This is a genomic window from Azospirillum sp. HJ39 (assembly GCF_041507355.1).
Taxonomy (GTDB): domain Bacteria; phylum Pseudomonadota; class Alphaproteobacteria; order Azospirillales; family Azospirillaceae; genus Azospirillum; species Azospirillum thiophilum.
Genome location: NZ_CP167910.1, coordinates 372,967 through 389,663 on the forward strand (window position 1 = coordinate 372,967; position 16,697 = coordinate 389,663).

15 protein-coding genes are annotated in these 16,697 nt (G+C 70.8%); 7 read left to right on the plus strand and 8 right to left on the minus strand.

Annotated features, from left to right (window positions below; genetic code table 11):
- Positions 1–160: 160 nt before the first annotated feature.
- The 7 genes from thiD to ABMY26_RS12375 form a co-directional block, all read right to left on the minus strand.
- A complete protein-coding gene (thiD, locus tag ABMY26_RS12345) occupies positions 161–961 on the minus strand; it encodes a bifunctional hydroxymethylpyrimidine kinase/phosphomethylpyrimidine kinase (RefSeq protein WP_372396012.1) in 801 nt (266 codons plus the stop codon).
- Entirely contained in the window at positions 958–2,331 is a 1,374-nt protein-coding gene (glmM, locus tag ABMY26_RS12350) for a phosphoglucosamine mutase (RefSeq protein ID WP_372396013.1), read from the minus strand. Before glmM ends, thiD begins: the two co-directional genes overlap by 4 nt.
- A 141-nt stretch (positions 2,332–2,472) precedes the next feature.
- Positions 2,473–3,639: a dihydropteroate synthase gene (folP, locus tag ABMY26_RS12355; RefSeq protein ID WP_372396014.1), complete on the minus strand. Its 1,167-nt coding sequence runs from the start codon at positions 3,637–3,639 to the stop codon at positions 2,473–2,475.
- A 99-nt stretch (positions 3,640–3,738) separates the two neighbouring features.
- Entirely contained in the window at positions 3,739–6,363 is a 2,625-nt protein-coding gene (locus tag ABMY26_RS12360) for a TIGR02302 family protein (RefSeq protein WP_372396015.1), read from the minus strand.
- Between the two features lie 263 nt (positions 6,364–6,626).
- Positions 6,627–7,565 (minus strand): DMT family transporter, encoded by a 939-nt coding sequence (locus ABMY26_RS12365; RefSeq protein ID WP_372396017.1) that lies wholly within the window; start codon positions 7,563–7,565, stop codon positions 6,627–6,629.
- A 134-nt stretch (positions 7,566–7,699) separates the two neighbouring features.
- A complete protein-coding gene (locus ABMY26_RS12370; protein WP_372396019.1) occupies positions 7,700–8,281 on the minus strand; it encodes a DUF2934 domain-containing protein in 582 nt (193 codons plus the stop codon).
- 147 nt (positions 8,282–8,428) lie between these two features.
- The gene (locus ABMY26_RS12375) at positions 8,429–9,061 is read right to left on the minus strand and encodes a hypothetical protein (RefSeq protein ID WP_372396021.1); all 633 of its coding nucleotides are present in this window, start codon (positions 9,059–9,061) and stop codon (positions 8,429–8,431) included.
- A 177-nt stretch (positions 9,062–9,238) separates the two neighbouring features.
- On the opposite strand from ABMY26_RS12375, the gene ABMY26_RS12380 reads away from it, so the two are divergent.
- The 4 genes from ABMY26_RS12380 to ABMY26_RS12395 all read left to right on the plus strand — a co-directional run bounded on the left by ABMY26_RS12380 (position 9,239) and on the right by ABMY26_RS12395 (position 12,885).
- The gene (locus tag ABMY26_RS12380) at positions 9,239–10,816 is read left to right on the plus strand and encodes an AAA family ATPase (RefSeq protein ID WP_372396022.1); all 1,578 of its coding nucleotides are present in this window, start codon (positions 9,239–9,241) and stop codon (positions 10,814–10,816) included.
- 191 nt (positions 10,817–11,007) lie between these two features.
- Positions 11,008–11,874, plus strand: coding sequence for a universal stress protein (locus tag ABMY26_RS12385; protein WP_372396023.1), 867 nt, complete (start codon positions 11,008–11,010; stop codon positions 11,872–11,874).
- 136 nt (positions 11,875–12,010) lie between these two features.
- Positions 12,011–12,295, plus strand: coding sequence for a hypothetical protein (locus ABMY26_RS12390; protein WP_372396024.1), 285 nt, complete (start codon positions 12,011–12,013; stop codon positions 12,293–12,295).
- 95 nt (positions 12,296–12,390) lie between these two features.
- Positions 12,391–12,885 carry a hemerythrin domain-containing protein gene (locus ABMY26_RS12395; protein ID WP_372396025.1) on the plus strand — a complete coding sequence of 165 codons (495 nt, stop codon included), beginning with the start codon at positions 12,391–12,393 and terminating at the stop codon, positions 12,883–12,885.
- A gap of 71 nt (positions 12,886–12,956) precedes the next feature.
- Here the strand turns inward: ABMY26_RS12395 and ABMY26_RS12400 are convergent, their stop codons facing one another.
- On the minus strand, positions 12,957–13,472 hold the full coding sequence (locus ABMY26_RS12400) for an adenine phosphoribosyltransferase (protein WP_372396026.1): 516 nt from the start codon (positions 13,470–13,472) through the stop codon (positions 12,957–12,959).
- 184 nt (positions 13,473–13,656) lie between these two features.
- Between ABMY26_RS12400 and ABMY26_RS12405 the strand changes: the two genes are divergently transcribed.
- From ABMY26_RS12405 to ABMY26_RS12415, 3 genes are read left to right on the plus strand one after another with little or no spacing between them, the layout of a single operon-like run.
- A complete protein-coding gene (locus ABMY26_RS12405; protein ID WP_372396027.1) occupies positions 13,657–14,844 on the plus strand; it encodes an ABC transporter permease in 1,188 nt (395 codons plus the stop codon).
- Positions 14,844–15,671, plus strand: coding sequence for an ABC transporter ATP-binding protein (locus ABMY26_RS12410; protein ID WP_372396028.1), 828 nt, complete (start codon positions 14,844–14,846; stop codon positions 15,669–15,671). The genes ABMY26_RS12405 and ABMY26_RS12410 overlap by 1 nt, the downstream gene beginning before the upstream one ends.
- Before the next feature lie 9 nt (positions 15,672–15,680).
- Complete coding sequence (locus tag ABMY26_RS12415) at positions 15,681–16,640, plus strand: MlaD family protein (RefSeq protein ID WP_372396029.1); 960 nt, start codon at positions 15,681–15,683, stop codon at positions 16,638–16,640.
- Positions 16,641–16,697: the final 57 nt, after the last annotated feature.

Here is a 16,697-nt window from a genome sequence, read left to right on the forward strand (position 1 = left end):
ACCCTCCCCCGCCCTCGGCCGACCGAAGGTCGGTCCGATTGCGGGAGAGGGGACTGCCGCCGGGTTGCGAACTCACCCTCTACCGCCGAAGGCGGGGGAGGGAGGGACCCGCTCGCAAGAGCGGGAGGGAGGGGGCGCGAGAGTGCGCCCCCTCGTCCCCTCACGGAAACTCCCGCACCGTGTGCAGGTGGTTGAGCGGGCCGTGCCCGTGGCCCAGGCCCGGCGCGGTCAGGATCGCCGTCTCGACATAGGCCCGCGCCCGCGCCACCGCGTCGCGGGTGTCCAGCCCCTGCGCCAGGCCGGCGGCGATGGCCGAGGACAGGGTGCAGCCGGTGCCGTGGGTGTGGGGGGTGTGGACGCGCTTGCCGGTGTAGACCGTCTCGCCCTCCTCGGTCAGGAGCAGGTCGTAGAGGGTGTCGTCCTCCAGATGGCCGCCCTTCAGCAGAACCGATTTCGGGCCGAAGGTCAGGATCAGCTCGGCGGCGCGGCGCATGTCGTCCAGGTCGCGGATCGGGATGTCGGTCAGCGCCTCCGCCTCCGGCAGGTTGGGCGTCACCACCTCGGCCAGCGGCAGCAGCCGTTTGCGCAGGGTCAGCACCGCGTCGGGGTCGAGCAGATGGTGGCCGCTCTTGGCGATCATCACCGGGTCGACCACCAGCGGCACGTTGACCGCGCGCGCCTCGTACTCCGCCGCCACCGCCTCGATGACGGCGGCGTTGGCGAGCATGCCGACCTTCACCGCGTCGGCGCCGATGTCGTCCAGCACCACCCGCATCTGCAGGGCGACGAAGGCCGGGTCGACCGCCACCACGCCATGGACGCCCAGGGTGTTCTGCGCCGTCAGGGCGGCGATGGCGGTCATCGCATAGGCGCGGAGCGCGCTGACCGCCTTGATGTCGGCCTGGATGCCGGCGCCGCCGCCGGAATCCGACCCGGCGACGATGAGGACGCGTCCCTTCATTGTGCTGCCTCCAGAGTGCGGGCGGCGTTGGCCCGGATCGCATCGGCGATGTCGGCGACCACGCCATGGACCAGAGCCTCGTCGTCGCCCTCCGCCATCACGCGGATCAGCGGTTCGGTGCCGGACTTGCGGATCAGCAGGCGTCCGCCCGCTGCCAATCGCGCCTCGCCGTCCCGGATCGCCTGCCTGACCGCGTCATCCTCCAACGGCCGGCTGCCGGCGGCAAAGCGGACATTGGTCAATTTCTGCGGGACGGGATCGAAGACGCGGCAGACCTCGCTGGCCGAGCGGCCGTCGGCCTGGATCAGCACCGCCAGCACCTGCAGGGCGGCGATCAGCCCGTCGCCGGTGGTCGAATAGTCGGACAGCACGACATGGCCCGACTGCTCGCCGCCGACATTGTAGCCGCGCTCGCGCATCATCTCGACGACATAGCGGTCGCCGACCGGGGTGCGGGCCAGATGCAGGCCGAGGGCGCCGAGATGGCGTTCCATGCCGAGGTTCGACATCACGGTGGCGACCACGCCGCCGCCGCGCAGCGTCTGCGAGCGCGCCCAGGAGGTGGCGATCAGGCTCATCAGCTGGTCGCCGTCGATCGGGCGCCCGGCCTCGTCCACCATGATCAGCCGGTCGGCGTCGCCGTCCAGCGCGATGCCGAGATGGGCGCCGTGGGCGACCACCTGTTCCTGCAGGGTCTGGGTCGCGGTGGCGCCGCAGCCCTTGTTGATGTTGGTGCCGTCGGGGCTGACGCCGACCGGGACCACGTCGGCCCCCAGCTCGTACAGCACCTTGGGCGCGACCTTGTAGGCGGCGCCGTTGGCGCAATCGACGACGATCTTCAGCCCGTCGAGCCGCAGGCCGCGCGGGAAGGTGTTCTTCACATATTCGATGTAGCGGCCGGTGGCGTCGTCCAGCCGGCTGGCGCGGCCGAGATCGGCGGGGCCGGCGAGGTCGGGGCCGAAGGGCAGCGCCATGCGCGCCTCGATGGCGGCCTCGACCTCGTCCGACAGCTTGTAGCCGTCGGGGCCGAACAGCTTGATGCCGTTGTCCTGATAGGGGTTGTGCGAGGCGGAGATCACGACGCCCATGTCGGCGCGCAGGCTGCGGGTCAGCATCGCCACCGCCGGGGTCGGCAGCGGGCCGACCAGCACCACGTCCATCCCCATCGAGATGAAGCCGGCGGTCAGCGCCGGTTCCAGCAGATAGCCGGATAGCCGGGTGTCCTTGCCGATCACCACCCGGTGCCGGTGGTCGCCGCGGCGGAATTGCAGCGCGGTCGCCATCGCCACGCGCAGCGCCGTCTCGGCGGTCATCGGGTCGACGTTGGCGGTGCCGCGGATGCCGTCGGTGCCGAACAGGTGTCGCGTCATGAAAACCTCGTGCTGGAACCGTCTTCGGCCCCGGATGTCGGATCGTGGGGTCGGAAGCGCAAGCGAAGGATGTTTCTTCACCCGCCGGCCCCGCCGGGTCAAGCATCCTTCGGCGGCTGCGCGAAAGGGTTGCAGGGGTGCTTACAGGGGGTGCAGCCCCTCCCAAAGGGCGCGGGCCTGCGCCGTTTCGGCGACGTCGTGGACGCGCAGGATCTGGGCGCCCTGGTTCAGCGTCTCCAGCCCGGCGGCGAGCGAGCCGGCCAGCCGCTCCCCCGGCGGCTCGCCGCGCGACAGCCGGGCGATGAAGGTCTTGCGCGACAGCCCGATCAGCACGGCGCAGCCCAGCGCATGATACAGCGCGGTGTGGCGCAGGATCTCAAGGTTGTGCTCCACCGTCTTGCCGAAGCCGATGCCGGGATCGGCGGCGATGCGCTCCGGCGGCACCCCGGCCGCGGCACAGCGCGCCACCCGCTCCTCCAGCCAGTCGAACACGTCCAGCGCGGCGTCGCGGTAGCTCGGGGCTGCCTGCATGGTGCCGGGTTCGCCCTGCATGTGCATCACCACCACCGGCGTGCCGCTGCGCGCCACCACCGGCAGCGCGTCCGGATCGCCGAGCCCGGCGATGTCGTTGACGATGCGGGCGCCGGCCGCCGCGGCGGAGGCCATCACCCGGGCGTGGCGGGTGTCGACCGAGACCACGGCGCCCTTGGCGGCGAAATGGCGGATGACCGGCAGGACGCGCGCCTCTTCCTCCTCCGGCGGCACCGGGGCGGCGCCGGGACGGGTCGATTCGCCGCCGATGTCGAGGATGTCGGCGCCGGCCGCCAGCAGCGCCTCGCCATGGGCGATGGCGGCGGCGGGGTCGAGGAAGGCGCCGCCGTCGGAGAAGCTGTCCGGCGTGACGTTGACGATGCCCATGATGCGCGGCCGGTCGAGCGCCAGCCCGCCGAAGGGCGCCCGCGCCCGGGTCAGGGCGCCGAGCTGGCGGTCCAGCGCCTCGGCCGCGGCGCGCGAGCGCTCCCAGCCCCAGGCCAGGATCTCCGACAGCGGGGCGAAGGCGCGGTCGATGCGGCCGGCGCCGTTACCGCCGTCACGGACGATCAGTTCGGCGGCGGAGAAGGCGAAGCGCCCGCCGGCCAGCGGCACCGCCGCCCCCTTGGCCCAGGCGGCGACCGGCATCAGCCCGACCGGCCGCAGATAGACCCGCACCCCATCCTCCGCGGCCCAGGGGCAGAAGCCCGCCAGCGAGCCGGCAGCCGATTTGGGGGCCGCGGTCTTGGGAATGGGCTTCGCGGACAACGGCGGCATCGGGAACCCCCTTCAGGTCACGGGACAGGCTGCGCCGTTCCTGGCACGCGGCCGGCGGGATGGCAAGGGGGGGCATTCCCGGGACCGGCTGCCGGCCGGTCAGAACTGCTTGAGCAGCCGGTCGATGTAGTTGCGTTCCTCCTGCGGGCGGCCGTATTCGCCGGAGCGGCGGCGCAGCTCGTCGAGGATCTCGCGGGCGCGCTGGAGCTCGGACTGTTCCGGGATCTTCACGTCGTTGGAATCCTGCATGCCGTAGCCCGACGGGCGCCGGCCGAGCGGGTCGCGGCCGCGGCTGCCCTGGCGGGGCATCTGGCCCTGCTGGCCGCCCATCATCGCCGGCCCCTGGCCCATCATCATCTGCTGGGCCATCTGCTCGGCCATGCCCTGCATGCCCTGCTGGAGCTGCTGCATCGCCTCGGTCTGCGACGGCACGGCGGCGCCGGGGGCGCCCTGCTGCAGAGCCTGTGCCGCGTCGCGCATGGCGCGCTCGGCCTTGCCCAGCGGCTGCGGGATTTCGCCGCCCTGCTGCTCGCCCATGCGGCGCATCAGCTCGCCCAACTGGCGGCGCAGCGCCTCCTGCTGCTCGGCCTGCTTCTGCAGGGTCGGGCTGCCGGGGGTCTGCTGGTTGTTCTGCTGGCCGTTCTGGTTGCGGCGCTGGTTGTTCTGCCGGCCGCGCGGCTGCTCGCCCTGCTGCTGCTGGTCCATCGACTCCTGCGACTGGCGGAAGCTCTGGTCCAGGAGCTGCTGCTGCTGCTGGGCCAGCTTCTGCAACTGCTGCATCATCTCCCAGGCCTGCTGGTTCTGCTGCTGCTGGCCGTTCTGCGGGTTCATCTGGGCCATGGCGCCGGAGCGCATGTTCTCCAGCATCTGCTGCAACTGCGACAGCATCTGGCGGGCGGCGTCGCGCGAGCCCGTCTGCGCCATCTCGCGCATGCGGTCGAGCATCTGCTGCAGATCGTTGCGGTCGGTCATCCGGTCGGCCATCTCGGGCGGGACCATGGGAAGCTGCTCGCCGCGCTGGAGCGCCTCCATCATCCGCTGTTCCATGGCGTCCATGAACTTGTCGAGCGCCGCCTGCAGCTCGTCCATCAGGCGGTTCAGCTCCTCGTCCGAGGCGTTCTTGTCCAGCGCGTCGGACAGCCGCTTCTCGGCGTCGCGCAGGTCCTTCTCGGCCAGCGACAGGCCGCCATCCTCGATGCGCAGCGCGGTTTCCCACATCAACTGCTGCAGGGCGGGGACGGACTCCGCCTCCTGGTCCAGCATCAGTCGGGCGATGGCGGTGCGGAGCGACAGGAAGGCGACGATGTCGTCGCCGTAGGTGCCGGGCCGGGCCGAGATCTCCGCCAGCGCGCGGGCGACGTCGACCCGCGATTTCTGCGGGCTGCGGGTCAGGATCTTGCGCTGGGCGATGATGGCGCGGGCGACCGGATGGTTGAAGGTCCGCTCCGGCAGGGTGACGGCGGCATCCTCCGACCGGCCGGTCTGGCCGGCGCCGTCGGTGGCGGTCAGCCGCACCGTCACCGGCAATCCGGCCCAGGGATGGGCGGTCAGATCCTGGAAGGAATTGCCATGGGCCTCCTTCGGCCGGACCCCGGGCAGCGACAGCGGCAGGGCGAGCACGTCGTCGGCCCCGGCCGGCTTCTCCGCCGCCTTCGGGGCGTCCTTCCTCGTCGTGTCCGCAACCGGCTGCGGCTCCGGCGCGAGGCGGACCTCGGCCTTCACCTCGGTCAGGCCGTAATCGTCGCGGGCGGCGTAATCGAGCTTCAGCGCGCCGCGTTCGCCGGCGGCGGGCGGGCTGGCATGGGCGATGATCGGCGCGCGGTCGGGCACCACCTGGATCGGCCAGGATCCCAGCGTGCGGCCGCCCTGGGTGACCGCGATGCGGGTGCCGCCGGTCACCGGCTTCTGCACCTGGAAGTTGGCCGAGTCCACCGCCTCGAACGGGCCGGACCGGTCGCCGGCCTCCAGGCTGGGGGTGCTGCCGCCGCCGGTGACGCGGGCCAGCACGAGGCTTCCCTGCGGCACCTGGACGATGCGGTCGGCCGGATGCTGGCCCGGGGATTGCGGACTGCCCGGCTGCTGTCCGTCCGGGGCGGAGGCCGAGCCCGATTTGAGGAAGACCGGCGGCAGGCCGGTGTAGTCGGGCGGGTTGATCCACAGGTCGAGCGTCGCCGCGGCCGTCGCGGTGCCGCCGGCCAGCCGCGGGGTCAGCGCGGCGGCCAGCCGCGGGCGCCAGTCGCCCCAGGAGGCGGCCCCCGCCACCACCAGCGCCAGGATCACCAGGGCGCGCAGGGCGTAGCGGTCGTGGCTCGGCACCTCGGTGCCCGGCCATGCCACCCGCAGGCTCCGCATCGCGGCGCGGGTGCGCTCCTGGTGCAGGCGCCACAGCGCCTGGGCCATCGGGTCGTTGCCGGCCGGCCGGTCGCGCAGGGTGTGCAGCGGCCGGTGGGCGATGCCGCTGTCCCGCTCCAGCCGACGCCGCGCCTCGGCCTCCGCGGGCGCGCGGAAGCGGCGGATGCCGATGGCGAGAGACAGCAGGAAGGCCGCCGCCAGCACCAAGAGCGCGGCGCCGTGCAGCCAGCCCGGCAGCAGGACCAGCAGATTCAACAATGCCAGCGCCAGGAAGGCGCCGAGCACCGTCAGCGGCGCCCACAGCGCCGGCCCCAGCCGTTCCCACAGCAGGGCGGCGCGCGCCTGCGCCAGCCGGAGGCGCGGTTCTGACACCGGCGCTTCGCGGGAGTTGGCCGTTTGCAAGCTGGCCATTTGCGGGTTGGTTGGCCGGTTACGGTCCGGCCCGGCGTCGCGTCGCTCGTTCTGCTTCATGCCGCCCCCTTCGCGCCGAGATGCGGCCGGTCCGACGATCAGGCCACAGCGCACCAGTCATATAGGCGCGGCGGGCCGGTTTTGCCCAGCGGCGCGATGGTACAGCCCATCACCCCGCAATGGCGAAACTGTGGCAAGCCGTCACGCCGCCCGTCGCTCGGCCGTCAGTCGCCGTCGCCGGGGGGAAGCGGCTTGGTCGGGGTGGCGCGGCGGCGGGTCTCGCGGTGCAGGATGTAGAGGCCGCTCGCCATCACCACCGCGGCGCCGGCCACCATGCTGCCGGTCGGCACCTCGCTCCACAGCAGCCAGCCGAAGAGGACCGCCAGCAGCAGCGAGGTGTAGTTCAGCGGCGCCACCACCGCGGCCGGCGCCAGCGAATAGGCCCGCGTCAGCATCAGCTGGCCGCAGCCGCCGAGCAGCCCGGTCGCCAGCAGCAGCAGCCAGTCCAGCGGCTCCGGCGTGACCCAGGAGAAGGGCAGCGACAGCCCGAGCAGCACGGTGGTCAGCAGGGTGAAATAGAAGACGATGGTGTCCGGCGGCTCGGTGCGGCTCAGCTGGCGGATGGCGATCATCGCCAGCGCGTTGGTCAGGGCGCCGGCCAGCGCGATGATCGCGCCCAGGTTCATCACGTCGCCGCTCGGCTGGACGATGATCAGCACGCCGGCGAAACCGACCAGCACGGCGCTCCAGCGGTGGATGCCGACCTTCTCGTTCAGCAGGGGCACCGACAGCGCGGTGAGGAACAGCGGCGCGGCGAAGTTCAGCGCGATGGCGTCGCCCAGCGGCAGCAGGTGGAACGACCAGAACATCGCGACCATGGTGGTCAGCCCGATCAGCGACCGCCCCATATGGCCCCAGGGATAGCGGGTATACAGTGTGGAGGCGAAGCCCTTGCCCAGATGGATCGCCAGGCAGACCGGGACCAGCGCGAACAGGCTGCGGAAGAACATGACCTCGGTCACCGGCAAGCGGTCCATCAGGAGCTTGGCCAGGACGTTCATGATCGAGAAGAACAACACCGACGCCAGCATCGACACGATGCCGAGCGGTGCGTTGTCGATGCGCCTGTGCGGCTTGGAGAGGGTTTGCGGCGGGACGGTCACGGTGTCCCGAGCCTATCAAGCGAAACCGCCCGCGTCACGGCGTCGCGACGCGGGCGGTCATGCCGACAGGGTATGGCGGCGTTGCAAGCGGCCGCCCAACCATTTGATGATGTTATGCTTTGACGCTACGATCGTTATGATCTGAACAGGCCGGTGACTTCGGCTTCGGCGCGCAGCCAATGCTCCTGCTCGCGGCCCTCGGGGCAGCCTTCCTCCTGCCAGATCGCATAGGCGCGCTCCTGGATCATGCGGTTGCGCTGGCCGCTCAGCAGCCCCTCGGCGATGTTCATGTTCAGCCGGGCCAGCGAGACCAGCTTGCGCTCCTCGATCGTGCCCTGGGTCGCCAGCATGGTGGTGGAGACGACGAACTGCGCCAGATTGCGCAGGTTCGCCTTCACCTCCGGCTCGACCGGGCAGTCGCTGTTCAGCAGGACGGTCTTGATCGCGATCCACAGCTTCAGGTTCTGGTCCAGCGCGACGGTCACCTTTTCCGGCGTCTCGGACTCCAGCAGGGAGCTGGCCGCCTGCAGCAGGACGATGCTGTCCTGCTCGACAGACGCGAAGTTGGTCCGCAGGATGGTGTCGGCCCAGCTTTCGACAGGCGCCTCGAACACCGGCGCGGCGGCGGGAGCGGCGACAGCAACGGCGGCGGCGGCGGCGGCGGCGGGAGCGGTGGCGGGAGCGGCGGAGGCGGCGGTCTTGCGCTTGGTGGCCATGGTGGGTTCCCCGGGGAGCGTTCGGTCCGCGTCCACTTGAGCCAACCATGTTTAAAATGCCGTTAAGACGCTACCGATGCGGGCGTTGTCCCGCCACCAGACGCCGCGACACGATGTCCTGCCGCCATCGATGAGTCAGGGGCAGGATCAGGGGCCGCCGAAAGGCAAGCGGTAATAAAAGCCGAAGACGTTGTTGGTGCCCGCTGCAGGATCGCCGGCGGCGGCATCGTTGACGATCCGGCTGTAGCCCAGGCTGAAGCGCGACTTGTTGTCGAATTCGTAGCCCAATTCCAGCTGCGAGCGGAACTCGGTGCCGGGTCCGCCCTCCCGCCGCACGGTCGGCAGGGTGCCGGCGCCGACGCTGGGGGTGAAGACGAAGGAGCCGAGCGGCACGTCGATCAGCACGCCGCCCATCAGGCCGGGCAATCCGCCGGAGACGCCGCCCGGAACGCTGCCCGGAACGCCGCCGCCCGCCACGCCTCCAAGCCCGGCCACGGCGCCGCGCGGCGTCAGGCTGCTGCCGGTGCCCGGCCCGATCCAGGGCTGCACGCTGGCATAGGGTTCGATCTGCGGGATCAGCGAGCCGCCGATCCGCATCTTGCTGTTCAGGACGGTGATGCTGCTGTCCGCCGGGGGCTGCAGGCTGTAGGCCCGCCCGCCCAGCGCCCAGTTGCCGAAGCGGCCGTCGGCGTCGATGGCCTGCGCGCCGGCAATGCCCGGAACGGCGAATGCCAGCAGGGCGAACAGGCCGATGTGCAGGCGGCTGAACAGGCGGTTCACGGGCACCCCCTCCCGGTGATGCGTCGATTCGACCGAATGGTACGGCCACTGTAACGATGGGGCGGCGCGGCTGTCCCATGGTGTATCGGCGCTACCCCTAGGATGTCGGTGCCGGCATCCGCGTTTCAACCATGAAAGCGCGGGCTGCACCGATGCGAATTCTGTTAGAATGGGACCATGACCGCGCATCCCACCGAACCGCATGCCCGACAGGGACGGCAAGAGGAGGCGATCGCCTTTCTCGGCGATCCGCGGACCCATGGCGGACAGGCGGTGGAGCGGATCGACACCCATGCCGCCCTGGTGTTCCTGGCCGGGGACCGCGCGCTGAAGCTGAAGCGGGCGGTGCGCTATCCCTATCTGGATTATTCGACCGTGGAGAAACGCCATGCGGCCTGCGTGGCGGAACTGGCGGTCAACCGCCGCACCGCGCCGTCGCTCTACCGGGGGCTGCTCGCCGTCCGCAGCGGGGCCGGCGGCCGGCTGACCCTCGATCCCGAACCGGTCGAGGATGTTGGGGCGGCTCCGGCGGGCGAGCCGGTCGACTGGCTGGTGGCGATGGCCCGCTTTCCTGCCGACGCCCTGCTGGACCGCATGGCCGGGCGTCATGCCCTGACCCCGGCCCTGATGCGCCGGCTGGCCGAACGCATCGCCGCCTTCCATGCCGAGGCGGCGCCCCGGCCCGACGGCGGCGGGGTCGAGGCGATGCGTGCGGTGGCGGACGGCAACCTGCAGGATCTGCGCGCCGCCCCCGACCTGTTCCCGGCACGGGAGGTGGAGCGGCTGGCGGAGCGCACCGCTGCGGCGCTCGACCGGCTGGCGCCGCTGCTGGAGGAACGGCGGCGGGCCGGCTTCGTCCGGCATGGCCATGGCGACCTGCATCTGCGCAACATCGTGCTGCTGGACGGCGAGCCGACCCTGTTCGACGCCATCGAGTTCGACGAGGCGCTGGCGGTCGCCGACGTCTTCTACGACCTCGCCTTCCTGCTGATGGATCTCGACCATCGCGGCCTGCGGCCCTTGGGCAATGCGGTGCTGAACCGCTATCTGGAAGAGACGGCCGATTACGGCGGGCTGGCGGCGCTGCCGCTGTTCCTGTCGCTCCGTGCCGCGGTCCGCGCCAAGGTGCTGGCCGCCGCGCTGCGGCTCGGCGGCGGCGGCGAGGAGGGGGCGGCGGCGGAGGCGCGGCGCTACCTGGAGCTGGCGCTGGCAACGCTCGATCCCGTGCCGGCGCGGCTGGTCGCGGTCGGCGGCCTGTCGGGAACCGGCAAGACCCGGCTGGCCGAAGGGCTGGCGCCCGGGCTGGGCCCGGCACCCGGCGCGGTGGTGCTGCGCAGCGACGTCCTGCGCAAGCGGCTGTGCGGAGTGGCCGACACCGGCCGCCTGCCGGCGGAGGGCTATGCGCCGGCGATGACCGGGCGCGTCTATGACGAGCTGTACCGGCGGGTGGCGGCGGTGCTGGCCGCCGGCCATGCGGCGGTGGCCGACGCGGTCAGCGCCCGTCCCGACGAGCGCCGCCGCCTGGAGGCGGTGGCGGCGGCGGCAGGGGTGCGGTTCGACGGGCTGTGGCTGGAGGCGCCGCTGGCCACGCGGGTCGAACGTGTGACAGATCGTCGCAACGATGCCTCCGACGCCGATGCGGGCGTGGCGGAACGGCAGGACTCCTACGATCTGGGGAGGATCGGCTGGACGCGCCTGGATTCTGGCAGGGTTGCAGCGGATGTGCTGGACGACGCCCGTGCAAGGTTGTCCTAATTCCGGGGCGGACGGCATGTCGGGGCCGGGAGTGGGGAGTTGGGGTTTGCGGCTTCGCCCCGGGCCGCGGACCGTCGCGTCGATGGGATGCATCGATGGGGCAAATGACGGCAGGGGGAATCGTCCGTCGCACCGGCGGGCGGACCGCCGCCGTCCGGGAAGGGCCGCTCGAACCGGTCCGGGAGGAGTCCATGACCTACAAGACCATTCTTGTGCCGCTGTGCGGCAGTGACAACGATCCGGTGGCCCTGAAAGGCGCGGTCGCGGTGGCGCGCGATTTCGACGCCCATCTCGTCGCCCTGTTCGTCCGCCTCGATCCGCGCGATGCCGTGCCGATGCTGGGCGAGGGCATGTCCGGCGCCATGGTCGACGAGATCATGCGCGCGGCCGAGACGGAATCGGACAACCACCGCGTCGCCGCCCGCCGCCATTTCGATGCGGCCATCGCCGCCGCCGGATTCGAGCTGCGCGACGCCCCCAGCGGGATCGAGGCGCCGTCGGCGTCCTGGCGCGAGGTCGTCGGCCGGATCGAGGACGTGGTGCCGGCCGAAGGCCGCCTGTCCGACCTGATCGTCTGCGCCCACACCACCGTCGAGGCCGACACCCAGGGCTACACCACCATGGAGACGGCGCTGCTGGGATCGGCCCGGCCGGTGCTGCTGGTGCCGAAGGTGCTGCCGCCGGAGATCGGCCGCAGCGTCGCCATCGCCTGGAACGGCAAGATCGAATCCACCCGCGCCGTCGCCGCCGCGCTGCCCTTCCTGCGCAGCGCCGACCGCACCGTCGTGCTGACCGCCGAGACTTCGATGACGGAGGCCGCGACCGGACGCCGCATCGCCGATTATCTCGCTTGGCAAGGCGTTAATCCTGAGTTAACGATATTGCATCCGGGATCCGAGTCGGTTGGAGAGGCGGTCACCAAGAAAGCCGTCGGGCTGGGCGCCGACCTGTTGGTCATGGGCGGCTACGGTCACAGCCGGATGCGTGAGATGATCCTGGGCGGTGTCACGCGCTACGTGCTGAATCATGCCGGGCTGCCGGTTCTGATGGCCCACTGATAGTCAGCCGATCCTGCCGCATGGGGTTCCTGCCGCCTGAGTTGGGCGGGGGGGTCCATGCGGCGATGGCCGTTTCCGCCGGATCGGCATGTCCCTGGCCGCAGGGAGGCCCGGCCGTTCCCGGGAGGAACGCGCCATGTTGACGATCAAGGACTGCATCGCTCTCAGCGACCTGACCGAGGCCGAGATCGACGCGATTGCCGAACACGAACATCTGCCGGAGATGGTGGCGGTGGAGATGGGCCATTGCCTGGCCCACTGCGCCGGCGGACCGGACCGCATCGCCCACATCATCGCCGACGACATCGCGGAGGCCTGCGCCAATGGGCGCACCGCCCACGCGGTGGAGCTGATGCACACGCTGCGGGAATTCGTCGATGCGCATCCGCAAGGGCATTCGGAGGAGCATCCGCTTCGCTGAGGTTCCGGAGCGGCCGGGCGGGAACAGTCGGTGGCCGGCGGGGTTCTTCTGGCGATCCTTCACGCATTGCCCCCAGACTTCCAAGGACCCCGACGATGGCCCGCAAGACCACCGAAGCCCAGCCCGAAGCCGAAGCCAAGACCGATACCGACATCTTCGCCCGCATCAAGGCCGACCACGACACCATCCGCAGCCTTCTCGACCGCACCGAGGAGGCCAACGGCAGCGGCCGTGCCGTGTTCGAAGACCTCCAGCGCGAGCTGTGGGCCCATTCCAAGGTCGAGGAAGGCGTGTTCTACGCCTCGCTGAAGAAGGCGAAGGAGGCGAGGTCCGAGACCATCGAGGGGCTGAACGAGCATCACCTGATCAACGGCCTGCTCGACGAGCTGAACGCGATGAAGACGACCGACAGCGGCTGGAAGGAAAAGCTCCAGGTGCTGGGCGAACTGGTCCGCCACCATCTCGACGAGGAGGAGGACGAGCTGTTCGAGCAGGCCAGGGACGTCCTGGACGACGGCCGCGCCGCCGAGCTGGGCAGCCTCTATGCCGACCGCAAGGGCCACATGATGGCCGGCCTGGCGCCGCTGTAAGGAGTCCGGTTCTTTTTGCGCACGAAGGCCCCTCTCCGGCATCGGGGAGGGGCCTTCGTGCGCCTGGGTGCCTACGAGTCGTAGGCCATCAGCGAGACGCTCGGCACGTCGATGCGGTCGCGGCCATTCAGGAAGGTCAGCTCGACCAGGAAGGCGGCGGCGCGCACGTCGGCGCCGACCTGGCGCAGCAGGCTGACGGCGGCGGCCATGGTGCCGCCGGTCGCCAGCAGATCGTCGAGAACCACCACGCGCTGTCCCGGTTTCACGGCGTCGGCCTGCACCTCGATGGTGTCGGTGCCGTATTCCAGGTCGTAGGAATGGGCGATCTTGTCGCCGGGCAGCTTGCCGTGCTTGCGCACCATCACGAAGCCGATGCCGAGCGCCAGCGCCAGCGGGGCGGCGACCAGGAAGCCGCGCGACTCGATGCCGACCAGAAGCTCCGGCCGGTGCGGGCGCACGGCGTCGGCAAGCCGGTCGATCGCCGCTTTCCAGGCCTCGCCGTTCGCCAGCAGCGGCGAGACGTCGTAGAACAGGATGCCGGGCTTCGGGAAATCCGGAATGCCGCGGATGTGGTCTTTCAGGTTCATCGATTTCCTATCCCAAACAGGGTCTTTCCCGCCGGCGGGCACTCTATCGGCTTGCCGGGCGGGCGCAAAGGCGCGAATGGCCGCCGCAGCGGTACGGCCATGCCCTGGATGGGGTTGACCCTGCGGTGATGCTCCGCCACGTTCCGGATGTACCGGCGGCCCGACGCCCCGGTGGATTGAGCGGATGGGTGCGGCGGAACCGGTGGCTGTGACTGTGGCGAAGGATGGAGTGCCGACGGGTGCGGCCCGGATCGAGTCCGGTCCGGCGGATGACGCCGGATGGCGGATCGGCGCGGCCGGACGCTGGACGCTGGACGCCGCCGGACCGGCGTCGGACGCGCTGGAGCGGGCGCCGCGGCCGGCCGGCGGTGCGGCGGTGCGGCTCGACCTCGCACAGGTGGAGGCGCTCGACACCGTCGGCGCCTATCTGCTGAACCGTGCCGCCGAGAAGCTGAGGGCGGCCGGCCATGCGGTGGCGGTGGTCGGGCTGCGGCCGGACCATGCCGCCCTGTTCGGCGCGGTGCGCGATGCCGGCAAGGCGCCGCCCCACCCGATCGAGCGCGAGCATCATCCGATCATCGACATGATCGTCCGCACCGGCGAGACGACGGTGAATGCCGCCAGGGAGGTTCTCGACCTCGTCGGTTTCCTCGGGCTGGTCACCGTCACCTTCGCCCGGCTGATCCTGCGCCCGTCGCGCCTGCGCCTGACCTCGGTCCTGTTCCACATCGAGCAGACCGGGCTGAACGCCCTGCCGATCCTGGGGCTGCTGTCCTTCCTGATCGGCGTGGTGCTGGCCTTCCAGGGGGCGGACCAGCTGAAGCGCTTCGGGGCGGAGCTGTATGTGGTCAACCTGCTGGGCATCTCGGTCCTGCGCGAGATCGGCATCCTGATGACGGCGATCATCGTCGCCGGCCGCTCCGGCTCCGCCTTCACCGCCCAGATCGGCACCATGAAGGTGAACCAGGAGATCGACGCCATCGGCACCATGGGGCTGGATCCGGTTGAGCTGCTGGTGGTGCCGCGGGCGCTGGCCCTGATGATCACCCTGCCGCTGCTGGCCTTCTACGCCGACGTGATGGGGCTGTTCGGCGGCGCGGTGATGGCCTATGCCACGCTGGACATCACCTTCGGCCAGTTCATCCGCCAGCTCCACGTCGCGGTCGGCATCAACACGGTGCTCGCCGGGCTGATCAAGGCACCGGTCTTTGCCCTGGTCATCGCCATGGTCGGCTGCTACGAGGGGCTGAAGGTCTCCGGCAGCGCCGAGAGCGTCGGCATCATGACCACCAAGGCGGTGGTGGAGGGCATCTTCCTGGTGATCGTCATCGACGCGGTGTTCTCCGTCCTCTTCTCGATGCTGGGGGTGTGATGGACGCGTCCGCGCAAGGGAACGGCGCCGGCGGGCACAGGCCGGTCATCCGCGTGCGCGGGCTGGTCACGCGCTTCGGGCCGCAGACCGTCCATGACGGGCTCGACCTCGACGTCGAGCGGGGCGAGGTGCTGGGCGTCGTCGGCGGCTCCGGCACCGGCAAGTCGGTGCTGCTGAAGGAGATCCTGGGCCTGATCGAGCCGGCGGCCGGCCGGATCGAGCTGCTGGGCCATGACATCGCCGGCCTCGACCGCGCCGAGCGCACCGCGCTCCAGGCCCGCACCGGGGTTCTGTTCCAGAACGGCGCGCTGTTCAGCTCGATGACGGTGGCGGAGAACGTCATGCTGCCGCTGAAGGAGCACACGGACCTGCCCCCGTCCCTGATTGCCGAGCTGGCGCGGGTCAAGATCGCCATGGCCGGCCTGCCGCCCGATGCCGGGACCAAGCATCCGTCGCAGCTGTCGGGCGGCATGATCAAGCGCGCCGGGCTGGCGCGCGCCCTGGCGCTCGACCCCGACATCCTGTTCCTCGACGAGCCGACCGCCGGCCTCGACCCCATCGGCGCCGCCGCCTTCGACACGCTGATCCGGGGGTTGCAGCGCAGCCTGGGGCTGACCGTCTTCATGGTCACCCACGACCTGGACAGCCTGACCTCGATCTGCGACCGCATCGCCGTGCTGGTGGACAGGAGGATCCGGGTGGGGACGCTGGCGCAGCATCTGGCCGATCCGCACCCCTGGATCCACGATTACTTCCACGGACCGCGCGGCCGCGCGGCCCTCGACGCGAAAGAGCGCAACGACGCTCTGCGCCTTGCGAAAGGGTAAGGTCACGCCATGGAAACCCGCGCCAGCTACATCCTGGTCGGCAGCTTCGTGCTGGCGCTGGTCGCCGGCCTGCTGGTCTTCACCGCCTGGATCGCCAAGGTCCAGCTGGACGAAACGCGCGAGACCTACCGCATCTACTTCACCGGATCGGTCACCGGGCTCCAGCAGGGCAGCCCGGTGCGCTACCGCGGCGTGCCGGTCGGCACCGTGTCGGACATCCGGCTCGATCCCGACAATGTGACCAGGGTGCGGGTGACGATCCAGGTGCAGAACGGCACGCCGGTCATGTCCGATTCCATCGCCTCGCTGGAGGTTCAGGGCATCACCGGCGGCGCCTATGTCCAGATCACCGGCGGGGCGGAGGGGGGCAAGCGGCTGACCGCCACCGATGCCGACGGGGTGCTGACCATCCCGTCGCGCCCCAGTTCGCTGACCGCGGTGGTGGACAGCGCGCCGCAGCTGGTCAGCCGGTCGCTGGAGGTCATCACCCGGCTGGGCGACCTGCTGAACGGCGAGAACCAGAAGGCCATCGGCGACATCCTGGCCAATGCCCGCACCGCCAGCGCCGAGCTGGCCCGGACCAGCGCCGGGCTGGAGGAGACGATGGCGCAGGCGCGGCGGACGCTGAACGGCTTCGAGGCCTCCGGCCCGCAGTTCGACCGCACGATGGAGCAGGCGCGCGACACGCTGACGTCGGTCGATGCCGCCGCCAAGAGCCTGACCGGCGAGACGCGCGAGCTGATGCGCTCGCTGAAGCGCAGCTCGGACACCCTGAACGGCATGCTGGCCGAAAACCGCGAACCGGTGCGCGACTTTACCGCCACCGGCCTGTATGAACTGACCCTGCTGATCTCCCAGCTGCGCGACCTGTCCGGGCAGCTGTCGCGGGTGGTCACGCGGATCGAGAACGACCCGTCGAACTTCCTCTTCGGCGGGACGCGGCAAGGCGTGGAGGTGCGTGGGAAATGAGGCGGACGGCAAACGGGCATGACGTGGCACGGGGTGCGATGGGGCCGGCCGCGGGAC

What these genes read in the sequence shown, in the direction of transcription:
- folP (WP_372396014.1), bottom strand. Translation starts at nt 3,639, where the DNA reads ATGCCGCCGTTGTCCGCGAAGCCCATTCCCAAGACCGCGGCCCCCAAA.
- ABMY26_RS12370 (WP_372396019.1), bottom strand. Translation starts at nt 8,281, where the DNA reads ATGGCCACCAAGCGCAAGACCGCCGCCTCCGCCGCTCCCGCCACCGCT.
- ABMY26_RS12405 (WP_372396027.1), top strand. Translation starts at nt 13,657, where the DNA reads ATGGGTGCGGCGGAACCGGTGGCTGTGACTGTGGCGAAGGATGGAGTG.
- thiD (WP_372396012.1), bottom strand. Translation starts at nt 961, where the DNA reads ATGAAGGGACGCGTCCTCATCGTCGCCGGGTCGGATTCCGGCGGCGGC.
- ABMY26_RS12390 (WP_372396024.1), top strand. Translation starts at nt 12,011, where the DNA reads ATGTTGACGATCAAGGACTGCATCGCTCTCAGCGACCTGACCGAGGCC.
- glmM (WP_372396013.1), bottom strand. Translation starts at nt 2,331, where the DNA reads ATGACGCGACACCTGTTCGGCACCGACGGCATCCGCGGCACCGCCAAC.
- ABMY26_RS12400 (WP_372396026.1), bottom strand. Translation starts at nt 13,472, where the DNA reads ATGAACCTGAAAGACCACATCCGCGGCATTCCGGATTTCCCGAAGCCC.
- ABMY26_RS12385 (WP_372396023.1), top strand. Translation starts at nt 11,008, where the DNA reads ATGACCTACAAGACCATTCTTGTGCCGCTGTGCGGCAGTGACAACGAT.
- ABMY26_RS12395 (WP_372396025.1), top strand. Translation starts at nt 12,391, where the DNA reads ATGGCCCGCAAGACCACCGAAGCCCAGCCCGAAGCCGAAGCCAAGACC.
- ABMY26_RS12415 (WP_372396029.1), top strand. Translation starts at nt 15,681, where the DNA reads ATGGAAACCCGCGCCAGCTACATCCTGGTCGGCAGCTTCGTGCTGGCG.
- ABMY26_RS12380 (WP_372396022.1), top strand. Translation starts at nt 9,239, where the DNA reads ATGACCGCGCATCCCACCGAACCGCATGCCCGACAGGGACGGCAAGAG.
- ABMY26_RS12410 (WP_372396028.1), top strand. Translation starts at nt 14,844, where the DNA reads ATGGACGCGTCCGCGCAAGGGAACGGCGCCGGCGGGCACAGGCCGGTC.